At 32.1% G+C, this 17,982-nt stretch carries 19 protein-coding genes; 13 read left to right on the top strand and 6 right to left on the bottom strand.

Annotated elements, in window-relative coordinates; genetic code table 11:
- Window positions 1-177: 177 nt before the first annotated feature.
- Window positions 178-1,425, top strand: a complete 1,248-nt coding sequence (locus CHHT_RS08015) for a malic enzyme-like NAD(P)-binding protein (RefSeq protein WP_034961884.1) — start codon at window positions 178-180, stop codon at window positions 1,423-1,425.
- A 316-nt stretch (window positions 1,426-1,741) separates the two neighbouring features.
- On the opposite strand, the gene CHHT_RS08010 is transcribed toward CHHT_RS08015, so the two are convergent.
- Window positions 1,742-2,182, bottom strand: a complete 441-nt coding sequence (locus tag CHHT_RS08010) for a DUF411 domain-containing protein (protein WP_034961886.1) — start codon at window positions 2,180-2,182, stop codon at window positions 1,742-1,744.
- Between the two features lie 236 nt (window positions 2,183-2,418).
- On the opposite strand from CHHT_RS08010, the gene upp reads away from it, so the two are divergent.
- The 3 genes from upp (at window position 2,419) to gdhA (ending at window position 5,214) form a co-directional block, all read left to right on the top strand.
- On the top strand, window positions 2,419-3,045 hold the full coding sequence (gene upp, locus CHHT_RS08005; protein WP_034961888.1) for a uracil phosphoribosyltransferase: 627 nt from the start codon (window positions 2,419-2,421) through the stop codon (window positions 3,043-3,045).
- A 12-nt stretch (window positions 3,046-3,057) separates the two neighbouring features.
- On the top strand, window positions 3,058-3,735 hold the full coding sequence (locus CHHT_RS08000; protein WP_034961890.1) for an MqnA/MqnD/SBP family protein: 678 nt from the start codon (window positions 3,058-3,060) through the stop codon (window positions 3,733-3,735).
- 114 nt (window positions 3,736-3,849) lie between these two features.
- On the top strand, window positions 3,850-5,214 hold the full coding sequence (gdhA, locus tag CHHT_RS07995) for an NADP-specific glutamate dehydrogenase (RefSeq protein WP_034961892.1): 1,365 nt from the start codon (window positions 3,850-3,852) through the stop codon (window positions 5,212-5,214).
- Window positions 5,215-5,268: 54 nt separating this feature from the next.
- Here gdhA and pseI read toward each other — a convergent pair whose 3' ends face one another.
- Complete coding sequence (gene pseI / locus CHHT_RS07990; RefSeq protein ID WP_034961895.1) at window positions 5,269-6,291, bottom strand: pseudaminic acid synthase; 1,023 nt, start codon at window positions 6,289-6,291, stop codon at window positions 5,269-5,271.
- Window positions 6,292-6,430: 139 nt separating this feature from the next.
- Between pseI and CHHT_RS07985 the strand changes: the two genes are divergently transcribed.
- Genes CHHT_RS07985 through CHHT_RS07945 form a run of 9 tightly spaced genes read left to right on the top strand, consistent with a single transcriptional unit; the run spans window position 6,431 to window position 14,463 of the window.
- Window positions 6,431-7,453 carry a DegT/DnrJ/EryC1/StrS family aminotransferase gene (locus CHHT_RS07985; RefSeq protein ID WP_074898785.1) on the top strand — a complete coding sequence of 341 codons (1,023 nt, stop codon included), beginning with the start codon at window positions 6,431-6,433 and terminating at the stop codon, window positions 7,451-7,453.
- A 21-nt stretch (window positions 7,454-7,474) separates the two neighbouring features.
- Window positions 7,475-8,137, top strand: coding sequence for a class I SAM-dependent methyltransferase (locus CHHT_RS07980; RefSeq protein WP_051663716.1), 663 nt, complete (start codon window positions 7,475-7,477; stop codon window positions 8,135-8,137).
- A gap of 1 nt (window position 8,138) precedes the next feature.
- Window positions 8,139-8,879: a WbqC family protein gene (locus tag CHHT_RS07975; RefSeq protein WP_059429274.1), complete on the top strand. Its 741-nt coding sequence runs from the start codon at window positions 8,139-8,141 to the stop codon at window positions 8,877-8,879.
- Window positions 8,876-9,829 (top strand): UDP-2,4-diacetamido-2,4,6-trideoxy-beta-L-altropyranose hydrolase, encoded by a 954-nt coding sequence (gene pseG / locus CHHT_RS07970; RefSeq protein WP_051663717.1) that lies wholly within the window; start codon window positions 8,876-8,878, stop codon window positions 9,827-9,829. The genes CHHT_RS07975 and pseG overlap by 4 nt, the downstream gene beginning before the upstream one ends.
- Before the next feature lie 51 nt (window positions 9,830-9,880).
- A complete protein-coding gene (locus CHHT_RS07965; RefSeq protein ID WP_034961908.1) occupies window positions 9,881-10,567 on the top strand; it encodes a CDP-alcohol phosphatidyltransferase family protein in 687 nt (228 codons plus the stop codon).
- The gene (locus CHHT_RS07960) at window positions 10,560-11,570 is read left to right on the top strand and encodes a radical SAM/SPASM domain-containing protein (RefSeq protein ID WP_034961911.1); all 1,011 of its coding nucleotides are present in this window, start codon (window positions 10,560-10,562) and stop codon (window positions 11,568-11,570) included. The genes CHHT_RS07965 and CHHT_RS07960 overlap by 8 nt, the downstream gene beginning before the upstream one ends.
- 3 nt (window positions 11,571-11,573) lie before the next feature.
- Window positions 11,574-12,878 carry a phosphoenolpyruvate mutase gene (gene aepX, locus CHHT_RS07955; protein WP_034961914.1) on the top strand — a complete coding sequence of 435 codons (1,305 nt, stop codon included), beginning with the start codon at window positions 11,574-11,576 and terminating at the stop codon, window positions 12,876-12,878.
- A gap of 2 nt (window positions 12,879-12,880) precedes the next feature.
- On the top strand, window positions 12,881-13,972 hold the full coding sequence (gene aepY / locus CHHT_RS07950) for a phosphonopyruvate decarboxylase (protein ID WP_034961917.1): 1,092 nt from the start codon (window positions 12,881-12,883) through the stop codon (window positions 13,970-13,972).
- Entirely contained in the window at window positions 13,957-14,463 is a 507-nt protein-coding gene (locus CHHT_RS07945) for an adenylyl-sulfate kinase (protein WP_172506192.1), read from the top strand. The genes aepY and CHHT_RS07945 overlap by 16 nt, the downstream gene beginning before the upstream one ends.
- Here CHHT_RS07945 and CHHT_RS07940 read toward each other — a convergent pair.
- From CHHT_RS07940 to CHHT_RS07925, 4 genes are all read right to left on the bottom strand, one after another.
- A complete protein-coding gene (locus CHHT_RS07940) occupies window positions 14,417-15,637 on the bottom strand; it encodes an ATP-grasp domain-containing protein (protein ID WP_147734228.1) in 1,221 nt (406 codons plus the stop codon). The genes CHHT_RS07945 and CHHT_RS07940 overlap by 47 nt on opposite strands.
- Window positions 15,634-16,404, bottom strand: coding sequence for an ATP-grasp domain-containing protein (locus CHHT_RS07935; protein ID WP_051663718.1), 771 nt, complete (start codon window positions 16,402-16,404; stop codon window positions 15,634-15,636). Before CHHT_RS07935 ends, CHHT_RS07940 begins: the two co-directional genes overlap by 4 nt.
- Window positions 16,394-17,086 carry a pseudaminic acid cytidylyltransferase gene (pseF, locus tag CHHT_RS07930; RefSeq protein WP_034961924.1) on the bottom strand — a complete coding sequence of 231 codons (693 nt, stop codon included), beginning with the start codon at window positions 17,084-17,086 and terminating at the stop codon, window positions 16,394-16,396. Before pseF ends, CHHT_RS07935 begins: the two co-directional genes overlap by 11 nt.
- Window positions 17,087-17,236: 150 nt before the next feature.
- Window positions 17,237-17,977 (bottom strand): thioredoxin domain-containing protein, encoded by a 741-nt coding sequence (locus CHHT_RS07925; RefSeq protein WP_034961927.1) that lies wholly within the window; start codon window positions 17,975-17,977, stop codon window positions 17,237-17,239.
- Between the last annotated feature and the right edge of the window lie 5 nt (window positions 17,978-17,982).

The raw sequence follows: 17,982 nt of genomic DNA, 5'->3' as shown, positions 1-17,982 counted from the left end.
AAAGTCTTACAATAATTTTTTAAGTTAATATTTTAGATTTTATTTGAGTATTATTACTAAAAGTAACATCTAATTAAAAAAATATATTACTAAATTTATATTTAATTATAATTCATACTATTTTAGCTATAATCGAAAAATTACAAAATATATGAAAGTTATTATTAAGGATTACATATGGATTTACAAGAAAAAGCGTTAGCGTATCACGATAACGGAAAGATCGAAATCAAGGTAAAAAAACCTTGCGAGACCGCTGATGACCTCAGCCTTGCATATACTCCTGGCGTTGCTGTACCTTGCAAAGAGATAGAGGCAAATAATGAGCTTGCTTACAAATACACCAATAAAGGCAATCTTGTTGCAGTTATCAGTGATGGTACGGCGGTTTTAGGACTTGGAGATATAGGTGCGATTGCTGGAAAACCTGTTATGGAAGGCAAATCTGTTTTATTTAAAAAATTCGCAAATGTAGATGCGTTTGATATCGAGCTTGATGAGCATGATCCAGATAAGATAGTCGAGATCTGCAAAGCTCTTGCTCCAACATTTGGTGGTATAAATTTAGAAGATATCGGTGCGCCAAAGTGTTTTTACATAGAGAAAAAACTTCAAGAAAGCGTAAATATACCAGTTATGCATGATGATCAGCACGGAACTGCTATCATAACTACCGCAGGTCTTATAAATGCCCTAAAAATCACAGGCAAAAAAGTGGATGAGATGAAAGTAGTAGTAAGCGGAAGTGGTGCAGCTGGAATCGCGTGCGCAAAAATGTATAGAAACCTTGGCGTAAAAAATATCATAATGTTAGATAGCAAAGGCGTTATACATACTAAAAGAGAAAATTTAACTCCTGAAAAAATGGATTTTGCCATAGATACAGACGCTAGAACTTTAGCAGATGCTATGAAAGGTGCCGATATGTTCCTAGGTCTTTCAAAAGCTGGTGTTTTAAGCAAAGATATGGTTGCTAGCATGGCGCCAAATCCTATAATATTTGCCTTAGCAAATCCTACTCCTGAGATCATGCCTGAAATCGCTCACTCAGTAAGAGATGATATCATGATGGGAACAGGAAGAAGCGACTATCCAAATCAAGTAAATAATGTTTTGGGATTTCCATTTATATTTCGTGGTGCGCTAGACGTGAGAGCTACAAAAATTACTGAAAATATGAAGATAGCAGCTGCAGACGCTTTAGCAAAACTAGCAGAAGAAGAGGTTCCATCAGCCGTTACTGCCGCATATAATGGTAAAGAGATCAAATTTGGTAAGGATTATATCATACCAAAACCGTTCGATCCTAGAGTTTTATTTACGGTAGCTCCAGCAGTTGCCGAAGCAGCCATAAAAGATGGAGTAGCTTTGGTAAAAGACTTTGACAAAGCTGCTTATATAGAAAAGCTTAAAAAATTATTCTAATTGAGTAAAAATTTAATGATAGCTATCCGAAATTCGGTGGCTATTATCAAATTTTCATCTTATCTTAAAGCCAAAATCAAAATTACATTATTGTTTAAAATAGCTAAATATTCACTCTCAAATTTGCTAATCCATAGCTATTTAGTTGGCTCTTGAAATTTATGATATTGTGTTGTAGTAAAATCAGAGATAAAATCTAAATGTATAATATTTTTGTTAGGATAGAGTTTGATTGATCTAAAGATAGTCTTTTAAATCTTAAATTTACTTAGAAAATTAATGTAATTCTTGCGAAGCCAAAGCCTCGCAAGATAAATCAAATCTTTTTATCGCCTTTATAATAGCCGAAAATTTCGCTAGAACCGTCTTTTTTCATCAAGATTACTGGGTACTCTTCTTGCATTCCTTGTTCCATCCCCGGACTTCCCATAGGCATACCAGGAGCAGAAATTCCTATCACGTCAGCAGGTTTACTTTCCAAAAGCCATGCTACGGCACTTTGAGGAACGTGGCCTTCGATAGCGTAACCATCGATAATGCCCGTGTGACAGCTTTGATACTCTTCTTTAATGCCCAAATTTTCTTTGATTTTTAAAAAATCTTCACTCGTATGAGAATTGATTTTATAACCGTTTTTTTGCATGTAGCTTTCCCAAAGTCCGCAACAACCGCAAGCAGGTCCTTTATAAACTTCCATGATCTTATCTTGCGCAAATAACGGCAAAACAAGAGCTAGAGCAAACAAATACTTTTTCATCATTTTCCTTTAAAAAATTTATATTTTGATATCTTTAGAATAATACTTTCTTATAGTAAATATCAAATTTCAATATAGTAAATCTAATAAAAATTATATTATTTCAGTTTTATAGTATTTTTTACGAGTTGAGATTTTCGTAAATTTTTTCCTTATTTATGATTTATTTATACGGCTCATATTAAGTAAATTTACAGTATAATCCATATAAAAATACTAGGTGATAAAGGAAAAAAATGCAAAATATAAAGCTGATCTCCCATCCGCTCATTGAGCATAAACTCACTATTTTAAGAGATATAAATACAGATCCGTTTCAGTTTAGAATGCTTGTTGATGAGATAACTTATCTTATGCTTTTTGAAGCCAGCAGAGACTTTTTGCTCAAAGACACCGAGGTTACGACGCCAGTTGCCACTACAAAATCAAAAAAATTAGCTGGGAAGATTATGATATGTCCTGTTCTAAGAGCGGCTCTTGGTATGCTTGATAGCGTATTTAAACTGCTTCCTGATGCAAGTGTCGGATTTTTAGGCTTTCAAAGAAACGAAAAAACTCTTGAAGCAGAGTTTTACTATGCAAAACTTCCAAAAGATCACGCTGAACGTACTGCGATCATCATAGATCCTATGTTTGCTACTGGCGGTACTGCTATAGATGCGGTCAAGTTTTTAAAGTCTAAAGGTGTAGAAAAGATCAAATTCATCTCTATTTTAGCAGCTCCTGAAGGGCTTAATAGATTTAGCGAAGTTTATCCAGATGTAGAAGTTTATACTGCAGCTATCGATAAAGGCTTAAATGAAAAAGGCTATATAGTTCCTGGACTTGGAGATGCTGGAGATAGAGTTTTTAACACGTTGTAAAAAGGTATAAATATGTTATTTGGCAAGATCGATTATCTAAATTTGCTTCCGTTTCACGTCTTTTTAAAATCATATCCTTTACAAAGCTATATAAAAAAAAGTATTGAATTTAAAAAAGGCGTTCCTAGTAAATTGTGTAAAGATCTTGAGTTTAGGCGCGTGGATGCGGCTGTTATCTCAAGCATAGAAAGCAGGAAAAGCAAGTATAAAACGCTTGATTTTGGAATTTGTTCTAAAAAAGACGTAAAATCTGTTCTTATCAGAAAAAATAGCGATAAAGTTTTAGATCCAGCTTCCATGACTTCAAATATGCTTTGTAAAGTTTTAGGTTTAAAAGGAGAAGTCATCATAGGCGATAGAGCTTTGAAAGCTTACCTTGATGAGGGGGAAAATGCGTTTTATGATATGGGTAGAATTTGGCACGAAAAAAGAAATCTTCCGTTTGTTTTCGGAAGGTTTTCGTATATTAAAAATAAAAATAGTTATGAAAAACTTATTAAAAAATTCTTAAAGACTAAAGTTAAAATACCAAAATACATAGTGGATCAATACTCTAAAAGTAGAAACGTAAAATCAAAAGATATCCTATGGTATCTTGGCTTTATAAGCTATAAAATGGATAAAAAAGAGAAAAAATCTCTGAAAATTTTTCTAAATTTGGCTAGGGAATTGAAATTCGATCCTAAATAGTGTTTAGTATGGTAACTATTTAAAAATTTATTTAGTATAAATTTTAATATTAAATCAAACTTTAAATATTTTTTTGTATAATGAAAAATAAATTTATTACAAAGAGGAGCCAAAATGGGAGTACATGACTACATAAATCAAACGCTTGAGCATATCAAACGTACAAGTCCTGGTCAAACAACATTTTTACAAGCAGCAACAGAGATATTACGTAGTTTAGAGCCTTTGCTAAGCAAAGAAGATAAGTATCTAAAGCATCGTATAATTGATCGTATAGTTATGCCGGAACGTACTACGATGTTTAGAGTAACTTATATGAATGACAAAAATGAACCTTGCTCGCATTTTGGATATCGCGTAGAGTTTAACTCTGCTCTTGGCCCGTATAAAGGCGGTTTGAGATTTCATCCATCGGTTTGCTTAGATATCATCAAATTTCTTGGTTTTGAGCAAATTTTTAAAAATTCACTTACCGGACTTAATATTGGTGGTGGAAAAGGCGGAGCGAATTTCGACCCTAAAGGTAAAAGCGACGGCGAGATTATGAGATTTTGTCAAGCTTTTATGAATGAACTTTATAAGCTGATAGGCGACGTAAAAGACGTACCAGCTGGTGATATCGGAGTAGGTGGTCGTGAGATCGGATATATGTTTGGCCAGTATAAAAAACTAACTAATCGCTTTGATGGAGCTCTTACAGGAAAAGGGCTAAATTGGGGTGGAAGCTTAGCTAGGACTGAAGCTACTGGATATGGCTCGGTTTATTTTGCAAATGAGATGTTGAAAAAATCAGGCGGTTCTTTAGAAGGCAAAAAATGCTCAGTTAGTGGAGCTGGAAATGTTGCTATATATACAGTAGAAAAACTATATGAATTTGGCGCACTTCCTGTTACTGTTAGTGATTCAACTGGATTTGTTTATGACAAAGATGGAATCGATACTAAGCTTTTAAAACGCCTAAAAGAGGTGGAAAGAAAAGGTCTTATAGAGTACGCAAATGAGAAAAAAAGCGCAGTATTTACTCCTGTTAGCGCATATAAAGAAGGAACAAACGGTGTTTGGAGCGTACCTTGTGACGCTGCTTTCCCTAGTGCTACTCAAAATGAACTTCATTTAGTAGATATAAAAACTCTTTATAACAACGGTTGTCGCTTGGTCTGCGAAGGTGCGAATATGCCTAGCACTCTTGATGCGATCGATTTTATGCTTAGCAAAAAAGACTTTTTGTTTGGTCCAGCAAAAGCCGCAAATGCCGGTGGCGTTGCTACTAGCGGTTTAGAAATGGCTCAAAATGCAAGTATGCAAAAATGGACTTTTGATGAAGTCGATAAAAAACTTCATAATATAATGACAAATATTTTTCATGAGAGTTACGATACTTCAGTAGAGTTTGGCGATGCTGGAAACCTTGTTCTTGGAGCAAATATAGCAGGATTTAGAAAAGTTGCTGACGCTATGATAGATCAAGGATACGTTTAATAGATATCTAAATTTGGCTGAAGATCAGCCAAATTTTTACTCTACCTAATAAATTTATTGGGTATCATCTAAACTTAAGGGATGTCCGAATTCCAAATCTTTTTTTGCCGTTTTTCCTAAAATTTCATCGTAAAATTTAGGATGAAGTCCGCTATTTGGGCGTATTGAGCGGATATTTTTCGGAGTAAAAACCTCACCTTTTTTAATACGCTCTACTACGAAAAGCGATCTAGCGCTTTTTCTATTTTTTTCATTTACACTGTAATCCACGTCCCCAAGAGCCTTATAAGTATTTCTAACTGCTGTGCTCATAGCTTTAAACTCATCTTTATTCAGAGAAAATCCACTATCTTCCCCGCCTAGAGCCCTGTCTATGGTAAAGTGTTTTTCTATCACGCTAGCTCCTAATGCGACCGCTGTTATCGGGACTTCTAAGCTCATAGAGTGATCACTGAGTCCGACTTTTACACCCATAGGAGAAAACCTTTCAAGCATATCTTTTATGGTGAGCAAGTTCATATCCTCTATTTTAGCTGGATAGCTTGAAGTGCATTTAAGTATAGTTATGTCGTCGTTTCCTACGCTTTTGCAAGCTTCAATGGTTTCATAAATTTCTTCTAAGCTTGAAATTCCAACTGAGATTATCATAGGTTTTTTAAATTTAGCTGCGTATCTGATGAGTGGATAATCGATCGCTTCAAAAGAGGCGATCTTATACATAGGAACGTTAATGCTTTCTAAAAAATCCACAGCACTATAATCAAACGGAGTTGAGAAAAAGTCTATCCCGATCTCATCGGCGTACGCTTTTAGCTCGCCTTGCCACTCCCAAGGCGTGTACGCTTTTTTGTATAGTTCATATAAGCTTTGTCCTGCCCAAAGACCGTCATTTTGAGTCATAAATATCTCATCTTTGCAATCGATCGTGATAGTATCGGCTGTGTAGGTCTGCACTTTTATGGCGTCAGCTCCAGCTTCTTTGGCCGCTTTTATGATTTCAAAAGCTAAGTTTTTATCTCCGCAGTGGTTGGCCGACATTTCAGCTATTATGTATGGCCTCTGTGATGTAGAATTCATTTTGTATATCTCCGTTATTTTGAGTGAAAGTCTCTTTGTCTATGCTTGATATTTTCAAATCGGCTTTTTGAGATTATGATTTTACCTAAACAAGCTAAATTTTAATGTATAATAAAACAAAATTTTTAAAGATATGATTATGACTAGACTAGAAAAAAATATTGCACTAAAATTTAACGCAAAAGAGTGTATGTATACTGCTTCAGGGACTAGTGCGTTATATATATGTTTTACGTATTTGAAAAATATGGGTATAAAAAATGCATTAATACCAAATATAGTTTGCCCACAAGTTACTTGTGCTTGTATTAAGGCTGGACTAACGCCTATTTTTGGAGATATAAGCTTAGATAATTTCACTCTTAGTTATGAAAGCGTTCAAGAGAATTATGAGAAGTTTGGCTTTAAAGCTCTTGTTTTAGTGCATATTTATGGGCATTTATGCGACAAAAACATAATAAATTTTTGCAAAGAAAAATCTATATTTATAATAGAAGACTCTGCTCAAACCTATAAAATAAACTCAAATTCAAATTTTTCTATATTAAGCTTTGGTCATACGAAATTTCTACAAAATAAGATTGGGGGGGGTTGCTTGCTTAGTGCTTTGAATTTAGATGATTTAAGAACACTTAATAATACTTTGGTTTCTCGCCCTAGTAATTTTGTAGAGCTTTTTGAGGGGTATAGAAGCAAATATTATGCTATAGATAAACAAAGCGCTGATTGCTATAATAAAATCAGAGATTTACTTTTGGAGTATACATTTTTATATAAAGAAAGTAAAAATGAGCTTTTAGAAGAAAAATTAAATAGGCTTGATGAAATTTGTTCTAATAGAATAAAAAAAACTAAAATTTACCAAAGTAAATTAAAACACCCACTCATTATAAATCCTAAAATTTCTAGTGATACAATACCTTGGAGATATACTTTTCGTTTTATAGGGAAAAGTAGAGATGATCTACTGCAAAAATTACGGAGTCATAATATAGATTGTAGTTCTTGGTATGAATGCAACGATAAGATTTTTAGTTACCCTCACTGTGGTCTTGAGAATTCTAAAATTTTTGAAAAACAAGTGGTAAATTTGTGGCTTGATGAGAGTATAAGCGAAAATCAAATTAAGCAAAATATCGATATAATTTTAGAAAATATATAAGAAAAAATATGAGGAGAAATGATGCAAAATCAAAATGAATGGTTAGAGCTTCACAAAGACAAACGTCATCAACCAAAATACCCAAGTGATGATGTAGTAACTTTTGTATTTAAAAATTTTTCTCGTGGTGGGACTATTTTAGATCTTGGTTGCGGTGCTGGAAGACACGTAAAGTTTTTATCAGAAGTAGGCTATGACGCTTATGGTTGTGATTATTCACAAAATGGCATAATAGCAACTAAAAGTTTATTGGAAGAAAATTCATTAAATGCAAAACTTGATGTAACTAGCGTAAGCGATCTACCATATAGTGATAATTTTTTTGATGGATTGATATGCTATGGCGTACTTTATTACAATACAAAAGAAATTATTCAAAAAGCAGCTAATGAAATACACAGAGTGCTAAAACCTGGATCAAAAGCTTATGTAGTGGTTAGAAATTTAGATGATTACAGATATAAAGATAGTATAAAAGAGAGCGTTTATCAAGTAACTATAAATGAAAGCGATCAGTCAAGATCTGCATTTAAAGAAAACGGAATGCCGATGTATTTTTTTGATAAAGATGAAGTAAAGCGTATTTTTTCTAAATTTAAAAATATAGAAATAAATAGAATTTTAAGGTCGCATGAGAATGATAGCTTTGCTGATGATGACTATGCGATAACGCTGACAAAATAATATGCTAGCAAGTGCTCATCAGGTTAATTATCTACCATATCCAGGATTCTTTGCTAAGATAGCTGTTAGCGATATTTTTATGATAATTTCAAATGTGCAATTTGAGAAAAAGTCTTGGCAAAATCGCAATAGGATTTTAACTCAAAATGGTGTTTTGACTTTAAGTGTTCCTGTGCTTAGCAAAGGAAAATTTGAGCAAAAAATAAAAGAAGTAAAGATAAATAATGATAATGATTGGGGTAAAAAACATTTTTTAAGTATAAAAATGGCTTACCAAAAAAGCAAATTTTATGGTTTGTATATAGATTTTTTCGAAGATTTATATAAAAGAAGATGGGAAAGTCTATATGAATTAGATCTGTTTTTAATAAATTTTTTTATAAATGAGCTAGAAATAAAAACACCTATTGTATATGATGAAAATTATTTGTTAGAAAGAGATGCTGGGGGGGGTATGACAGCAAAAAATAGTTTTTTAGCTTCTATATGTAAAGCAGTAGGTGCTGATACTTATTTATCAAACGAGGGTTCAAAAGCTTATGTGGATATAAATTTTTTAAATAGTCAAAAATTTAATCATCTATATTGTGGGTATAAATCTCCTATTTATACGCAGACAAAAGTAGGATTTGAGCCAAATTTATCAGTACTTGATATGCTTTTTAATATCGGAGCAAAACAAAGTAGAGTTTTAATCGACGATGGAATATATTTTAGTCAGATCAATAAGGAATTAGAGTGAAAAAAGTTTTAATCTATGCAAATGGCGGCCAAAGTGTCGGACTAGGTCATATTGTTAGAATGATCTCATTTGCTTCGTATCTAAAAGGATTTCAGATTTATTTTGTTAGTGATAATAAATCAAGATTTAGTGCTGGACATGATCTGGTTAAAAATAGCGGATTTGAACTAGTTAAGATTCAAACTTTAGATGAGATTCTAGAAATTAAAGCTGAGTTTCTAATCGTTGATAGTTATGATGTGTCGGCCGAATTTTTTACAAAATCTAAAACAAAATTTAAAAAAGTAATGTGCATAGATGATGAATGCGAACTTGAGTTTTACGATGTGGATTATATTTTTAATCAAAATTTATATGCTAAGCTTTTACCTTATAAAACAGCTAAAAGAACGCAAAAATTTTTTGAATTTTTGTGCTTACGAGATGAGTTTTTAGGGCAAAATAAAATTCATATAAAAAATGAAATTACGGATATATTGCTTACGCTTGGCGGAAGTGACGATAAAAATTTAACTAAAAAAATTATTTTGAGTTTAAGCGAATTTTTAAAACAAAAAAATATTACTTTACATGCTGTTATAGGCAAAGCGTTTAAATTTAGAGATGAAATCATTTCTTTTGAAAGTAAAAATATAAAATGTTATGAAAATGCGAAAATGGTGGATTTGATGAAAAATTGTGATATTGCTATTTGTGGGCTTGGACAGACTGCATATGAACTGTTTTGTCTTGGTGTGCCTAGTTTGGGTTTAGTTTTGGCTCAAAATCAAGAAAATTTAGCCAAATTTGGCTCTGAAATGGGAATAATCTTAAGCGTAAAAGATGATAAAATTTTAGAAAATTTGCAAAATTTAAACTACGAAAAACGTTTAGCAATGAGAAAAAATATAGATAATAAATTTAAATTTCGTCATATCAATGAATTAAATTTTGATAAAATATTTTGCTAAATATCAATAAAAGCTCGTTTTTGTCGATTAAAAAAATAAAAAGGATAAATTGTGGATTTAGATGAAAAATTAAAAAAACGTCAGCGACTAGAAACAAAATCTATGTATTTAATAGAATACGTTTATAGAATTTTGATAGTCAGAAAATTTTTACTTATACCGCTTGCTAAAAGCGGCATACATCCAGTTGCGGTTACTGCTGTCAATTGTATAATTTTCCCTCTTGTATTATTTTTTATATATTATCATTATTATACTTTAGCTGCTATTTTTATACAAGTTTATGCTATTATTGATCATGCTGATGGAACACTAGCAAGATACACTGATAAAAAAACCTGGATCGGCTCTAGGCTGGATAGATTTAACGATAATGTATTTTTTAACGTGATTTTTATCTTTATAGCAATAAGCGAAAATTTGAGTATATATCTTGCTTTGATGGTTATTTTTTGTATGAATTTGCATGGATTTATAGCGATGTTTTACTTGCAAAAAGAGCTCAGAAAATTAAAGCAAATTCGTAGATTTGGGCTTAAAAAATGGTTTATGGATAGAAATTTTATTTTAGGCATTGATTGTTCTTTGATGCTTAGCACTGTTAGTTTATTTTTGATATTTGGCTGGTTTAAGGCTCTATTTTTTGTCATATCTTTTATATATGTATTTGATATTATTTATAGAATTATAGAGCTAAAAGTTAATCAAAATTTAGAAAAAAAGGAAGATTATGAATGAGATAAAAACTGAAGCAACATCTGCTGGCAGAGTTGTTAATAACTCAAAAAATGATATCAATGAAATTTTTGTAAAAAAATATGGACAAAAATGGCTTGATTATCGCAAAAAATGGAGTGATGCATCAAAGCAAATTTTAAATGATTTTCCGCTTTTTGTCCGTTTTGAAAATCAATTTAAATGCAATGCTCGCTGTACAATGTGCGTCCATGGTCATCCTGATTTAAGAAAAGATTATGCTTATAAAGGCTATTTGGCTTTTGATACCTTTAAAAAACTTGTCGATGAATGCGACGAACACGAATGTCCATCCGTAGGTGTTTCGCAAACAAATGAGCCACTTTTAGATCCTGATATAATGGAAAGACTTGAATACGTAAGCACAAAAAAAAATATAATGGATATACATTTTAATACAAATGCATCTTTACTCACAGAAGAAATCAGTCGTAGAATGCTTGATACAAATGTAAGCAGAATGAATTTTAGTATCGATGCTTTTACTGAAGAAACTTATAATAAAATTCGAATTGGGCTAGATTTTAAAACTGTTATAAAAAATATAGAAACGTTTTTAAATTTACGCGCGAAAATGGGTAAAAATTTGCCTATAGTTCGCGTGAGTTTTTTACTACAACAAAAAAACAAACACGAACTTGAAGCATTTAAGAAATATTGGGTGGATAAGGTTGATTATGTAGCAGTACAAAGATACGTGCCGATTTCTCCATTTGGCGATGAAAGAAGCATGGCAATATCTGAAGCTCCTATAGATGGAAAACAAAGTTGTTCATATCCTTTTGAATCGTTATTTATACACGGAGATGGACTTGTCGTGCCTTGTGCGTCTCACGCTGCAAAACATATAGCAGTCGGAAATATACACAATGATAGCATTTATAATATCTGGCATTCAAAAGGAATGCAAGAACTTAGAGATGCTCATATAAAAGGTGATCTGAGTAAAACTAGATTATGCGATACTTGTTTATTTAAAGGATAAAAATTGAAAAAACTTGTTTATGTGCCTATGGCAGCAGATATCATTCATCCTGGTCATTTAAATATCATAAAAGAAGCTGCAAAGCTTGGACGCGTCATGGTTGGGCTATTTTCAGATAGGGCAATAGCAAGTTATAAAAGAGTACCTTTTATGACATATGAACAAAGAAAGGTTGTAGTTGAAAATTTAAAAGGCGTCGATGAAGTTGTAATGCAAGATGAAAAAGAGTATGAGCCAAATTTAATAAAATACAAGCCTGATTTTTTAGTCCATGGTAGCGACTGGAATGAAGGACCATTAAATGGTCCAAGACAAAGAGCTATTGCATTGATGCAAACTTGGGGTGGAAAAGTAGTAGAGCCTCAATATACAAAAGATATTTCATCTACTAAATTTAATAAAAGTATAAAAGAGCTTGGAATAATGCCACATATCCGCCTAGCCGCACTCAAAAAATCTCTAAATGCTAAACCTATGATAAAAGGCATAGAAGCTCATAGTGGACTAAGTGCGATGATAGTTGAAGATGCGAGTGTAAAAGATGAAAACGGCGTGAATCAAAGTTTTGATTTGATTTGGTTAAGTTCGCTTACCGACTCTAGTGCAAAAGGTAAACCAGATATTGAATTCGTTGATTTGACATCAAGAATGACGACTGTAAATGACATACTTGAGGTTTGCACAAAGCCTATAATATATGATGGAGATACAGGTTCAGAGATACCACATTTTGCATTAACTGTAAAAAGGTTGGAAAGACTTGGTGTTAGTGCTGTTGTTATAGAAGATAAAATGGGACTTAAAAAGAATTCGCTACTTGAAGGAAGTGCCGCAAAACATACTCAAGATAGTATAGAGCATTTTTGTGAGAAAATTAAAGCTGGTAAAAACGCTCAAATCACAGATGATTTTATGATAATAGCTCGTATAGAAAGTCTTATTTTAGGGGTCGGTATGGATGATGCAGTATTAAGAGCAAAGGAGTATATAGAAGCGGGGGCTGATGGCATAATGATACATTCACGTAAAAAAGATGGCGCTGAAATTCTAGAGTTCTGTGAAATTTATAATAAATTTAAAAACAGAAAGCCTTTGATGGTTGTGCCTACTAATTATCCTATTTTAAGCGAAGAAGATCTACAAAAAGCTGGAGCAAATATAATTGTTTATGCAAATCAACTTTTAAGGGCTTCATATACTGCTATGTTAAATACTGCAACATCCATATTGTCGCATAAAAGAGCACTTGAAGCCGATAAAAACTATATTTCTGCACTTGAGCTTATAAGTTTAATTAAAGGTAATTAGGAATGATAGATTCTTTAGAATTTGCTAAATTCTTAGATAAAAATATCGGATTTTTTGCTGGTGTTCCAGATAGTCTTTTAAAGCCTTTAAATTCAGCTTTAAATCAAGTAGCTGGGGATGGTAAATTTTTCACTACTGCTAATGAAGGGCAAGCGGTTGCATTCGCATGCGGTTACCACTTAGCTACTTCTAAAATAGGTCTTGTGTATATGCAAAATTCAGGACTAGGAAATGCGATAAATCCAATGTTATCTTTAGCCGATGAAAAGGTTTATGGATTACCATTTTTGATGTTGATCGGTCTTAGGGGTGGAGTAAATGATGAGCCTCAGCATAAAAAACAAGGTGAAGTAACCGATAAAATTTTAGCCGCATGTGGAATTCCTTTTATTACGCTTGTAAAAGATATTAAAAAAGCAGAGGTACAAATTTTAAATGCTATAGAAGAATGCATGAAAAATATTACGCCGTTTGCTGTGTTGATTGAAAAGGATACTTTTGAAAAGTTTAATCTAGATGATGTAGGAAATGGGTATAGTTTAAATAGGGAAGAAGCTATTTCTTTAATACAAGATACATTTGTCGGTGCAAAATTTATTAGTACTACGGGGATGATTTCACGTGAGAATTATGAATTAAGAGATCTTAAGAATCAAGGTCATGAAAATGATTTTTTAGTAGTTGGCTCTATGGGATTTGCAAGTTCAATTGCTTTTATGATAGATAAATTTAGCAAAAATAGGGTTATTTGTCTTGATGGAGATGGATCTTTTATAATGCATATGGGTTCTATTTTGAACTTTAAAGGAGCTAAATTTATCCACGTGGTATTAAATAATTTCGCTCACGATAGTGTCGGTGGGCAAGAAACAAATGCAAAAAATGGTAATTTTACATTGATTGCTAAATCTTGTGGATATGATGAGAGCTATAGTGTTAGTTCAAAAAATGAACTAATATCTGTTTTAGATAGAATAAAAGATTCACAAAAACTTATATTTTTAGAGATAAGAGTAAGTAAAGGCGCCAGAAAGGATCTTGGTAGACCAAAGGATATTTTAAAGCTCAAGGAGAAATTTTGCAAGGGGCTTTAATATATATAACAGGATTTAGCGGAAGTGGTAAAAGTACATTAGCAAAGCAAGTAGTAGCAAGCCTTCAAGTAAATAAAGGTATAAAGGCTATTTTTTTAGATGGAGATACTTTGAGAGAATGCGTTCATAATTTTGACTATACTAGTAATGGACGAATGTCTATGGCTATGTATTATGTGAAAATTGCTAAAATTCTAGTTGATCAAGGCTTCGTAGTTGTACTTGCCACTATTTCTATGTTTGATAAAGTTAGGGATTTTAATCGTGAAAATTTCAAAGTTTATTTAGAAATTTTTCTTGACGTCTCTCTCGAAATTCGACAAAAGCGAGACAGTAAGAATTTTTTTAAAAATAATACTATTAATATGGTAGGGCTTAATCAAGAAGCAGAGCTTCCGAAAAATAGCCATCTTGTATTCAAAGACGAAGTAGATACCGCATTTGCTAGTGAGAAGATTTTGCGGTTATTTTCGGATTTGACTCAGTTATAATACCTTTTATGAATTTGCTAGGATTATCGGTGCTAGGTATTTTGATATAATAATATCCTTTTGCATCAAGCAAGTCCGATGAGTAGTCAAATTTTGTTTCATTTGTTATAAACACGTTATTATTTATTATCATTTGTGGATATCTTTGTTTAACATGCAGATAAAAATTATAGTCTTTTTGCGTAAAAATGATTTTAACTAAGCAAAAATTTTCCGCATTGCATTTTATGTCATCTAACTTCCTACCTAAGCTTGCTTTTAAAAGTAGATAGTTGTAGTCTATATCATAAGAGTTTTTTACTAGTACATTTCTCCAACCGCCCATTCTACTTGCGATTTCTATGATCTTTACACCATTAATATCAAGTTTTAGTTCAATATGACAAGCACCGAATTTGATTTCAAATGCATCTAAAATTTTTATAATTTGATACTCTATGTCTTGATGCCTGGCTTTAGAAATTCTAGCTGGAATTAATTGTTGTGTTTCTAAAAAGTCATTCTTATAATATCCCTTACGCAAATATTCTTCTGTTATTGCTACTATTTTATGCTCTTTATTAGAACTTATAGTTTCGACACTAAATTGTCTTCCTTTTAAAACTTCTTCAATTAAAACTATACCGTTTGTAGCAAAATCTTTTGCTACTTTGTAGGCTATTTTTAGTTCAGAAATATTATTTACTTTTTTTACTCCTCTTCCTGCGCTTCTATCGCTTGGTTTAACAACTAGTGGAAATTCGGTTATACCCCCCCCCATTTTGTTTAATAATTCTTCAAATTCAGTTTCATTTGAAATTTCAATATAATTGGCAGTAGGTATATTAAATTTAGTAAAAATCTTTTTCATTCTACTCTTATCCGTTGTGTTTAAAGCTGTTTCATAAGAATTTGTAGCAAGACCCAAATTTTGACCTACATAGCAAACCGTAATATTTCCAAGTTCTGTTGCAGTAGTGCCGATGCCGACAATATTATAAAATTTAGCTAGTTCTAAAATTTTTTCTTTTTCGCCAATACTAATTAGATGAAAAAAATCGCATTCATTTTTGCAAATACAGTTTGGATCATAATCAAAACAGTGAGTTATAAATCCATTTTCTTTTACGCAGCGTAAGAATTCTAGTTGCAAACTTCCACCGCCAATGATAAAGTAATGTTCTTTTTTGATCATTTATATCCTTTTGGTAAAAACTGTTTCATATCTGTTTTTGGTGGTATTTTTAAATAATAAAATCCATTTGAGCAAAGCAGATCGCTAGCATAAAAGAATTTAGTATCATCTTTTGCATTTACAAAATCATCACTGATAAATTCTGGATATTTTTTTCTAGTCCATTTATAATGTTCAAAATCGTCTTTTGTAAAGATAAAATTTACAATAGCATTAAATTTATTTTTTTGTTCTTTAAATTTCATTTTTTTATTTAAACTTACATTTAAAAGCATTTCATTTATATTATATCCGTAAGCATCTCTTATAAGAGTATTTCTCCAACCACCCATTCTGCTTGCGATTTCTATGATCTTTACACCATTAATATCAAGTTTTAGTTCAATATGACAAGCACCGAATTTGATTTCAAATGCATCTAAAATTTTTAAAGTTTCTTTTTGAATTTTGGATTTTTCTTTATCATTCAAACGAGCAGGAATTAAATGTCCTACTTCTAAAAAATCATCTTCATATTTACCTTGTCGAAAAAATTCTTCCGTTATAGCTACAATGATATGTATGCCATTTTCACTTATAGTTTCGACACTAAATTGTTTTCCATCTAAAACTTCTTCAATTAAAACTATACCGTTTGTAGCAAAAGATTTTGCTTCTTTGTAGGCTATTTTTAGTTCAGAAATATTATTTACTTTTACTACGCCTCTTCCTGCACTTCTATCGCTCGGTTTAACAACTAGTGGAAATTTTAGCTTATTAATATTCATTTCTATTTACTTTATAAAGCTTTTTAGCAAATTCTAAGTCTTGTGGTGTATCTATATCACAAACTAGCTCTCTAGGCAAGATGATGGCCTTTGTGCATTCGGTAAATACATTTATTTTTCTTGGCATACTTAGGCGTCTAAAACAAAATTGTCCAGCATCAAAATAAGCTTTTGGTAAGTCTTGTGAACGAGTGAGATAATGCTGTGGATAAAACATTTTGCATCTATCTTTAACTAGTTCAAATGAGCGAAAAATAGATGACGAGAATTCGCAAACTCCAAGACTGTATTGTAGATTTTTATCATCAATAAGCGCATCATATCCTAATTTTAAAAATTTAGGTTGCAATAGTACCGCAGTAGCGTAAAGCTGACATGATATATCAAAATCTCTTCCTTGCGCACTAAGCTCTTTTATGACAAAATCTTCAACATCATCACTGCTTGTAAAGTCATCACTAAGCTCTTTTGGACGGAGATTTGGCACATTTGCACCGTATCTCATAGCTATGTTTGCTATCATTTCATCATCGGTGGAGACTATGATCTCATCAAATATTTCGGCTTCTTTGGCCGCATCTATTGCATAGCTAATTAGCGGTTTGCCAAGAAAATCAACTATATTTTTATGTGGAATCCTTTTACTTCCGCCACGTGCCGGAATAACACAAATGCTTTTCATAAACTTAAGTCTCTAATTTTTTTATAATTATATCAAATTTATTTTTCAAAAGAACTATTATGGTCATACATAGAAGTAAGTTTATGTTAAAAATTTATAATTATGATTTTTTGAATTCTGCTTGAGAGATAGGGCTTATAAAGCCCTATGTTATTTTAGATCACTCTCGTCGATCATCGTAGGTACACCTCTTATAGCGCCTGTTTCAAAGTATCTGTTTATGGCAATTTGCTCTTTTTTGACTTCAGCATCTGTTATATTTGCTGGAGCTTTTGCATCTTTTGCATAGTATTTTCTAAAGATTTTTATCTTTTGCTCATCGCTTGATGCGTTTTTTACTTCTTTATATATCGCGATTGATTTTTTTATGGCATCTTCGCCGTGGCTAGGAATCGGCGCCATTACTACTTTTAAATTTAGATTTTCAAGATCTTTTTCGATCTTGTCTAGCTCAAGTCTGCAGTATGGACAGTCTGGATCTGTAAATAGATATTTTGTAGGTTTTTTAGGATCGTTTCCTAGCTCTATAATCCTTGACTTTCCTTCTTTTTTCAAAACTTCTCCAAGGCTTTTATAAGCACCTTTCATAGCCGCTTTTTCTTGTATTTCGTTAAAATGGCTTGCATAAGAAGTTTTTTTATCTATGTCTATAACATCTGGAAATATATATTTCCCATCAGTAAATAAAACTTGTTTTTGGCTTTGTTTTCCGTCTGTGATCTCTATGACTACTTGTTCAAATTTTGTGCCTTCTAATTTGCTTTTTGAATCAACTTTTACGCTTAAACCTTGAACGCTAGCTGCGCTAAATAGCTCTAAAATATCCGCGTCGCTTATAGCAAACAAAGAACTAGCCGCTATCAAAGAACTACATACAATTATTTTTTTCATTCATT

This window comes from Campylobacter hyointestinalis subsp. hyointestinalis, assembly GCF_013372145.1.
Classification (GTDB): Bacteria; Campylobacterota; Campylobacteria; order Campylobacterales; family Campylobacteraceae; genus Campylobacter; species Campylobacter hyointestinalis.
The sequence above is the reverse complement of the archived record's forward strand: the minus strand, read 5'-3'. Positions and strand labels throughout refer to the sequence as shown.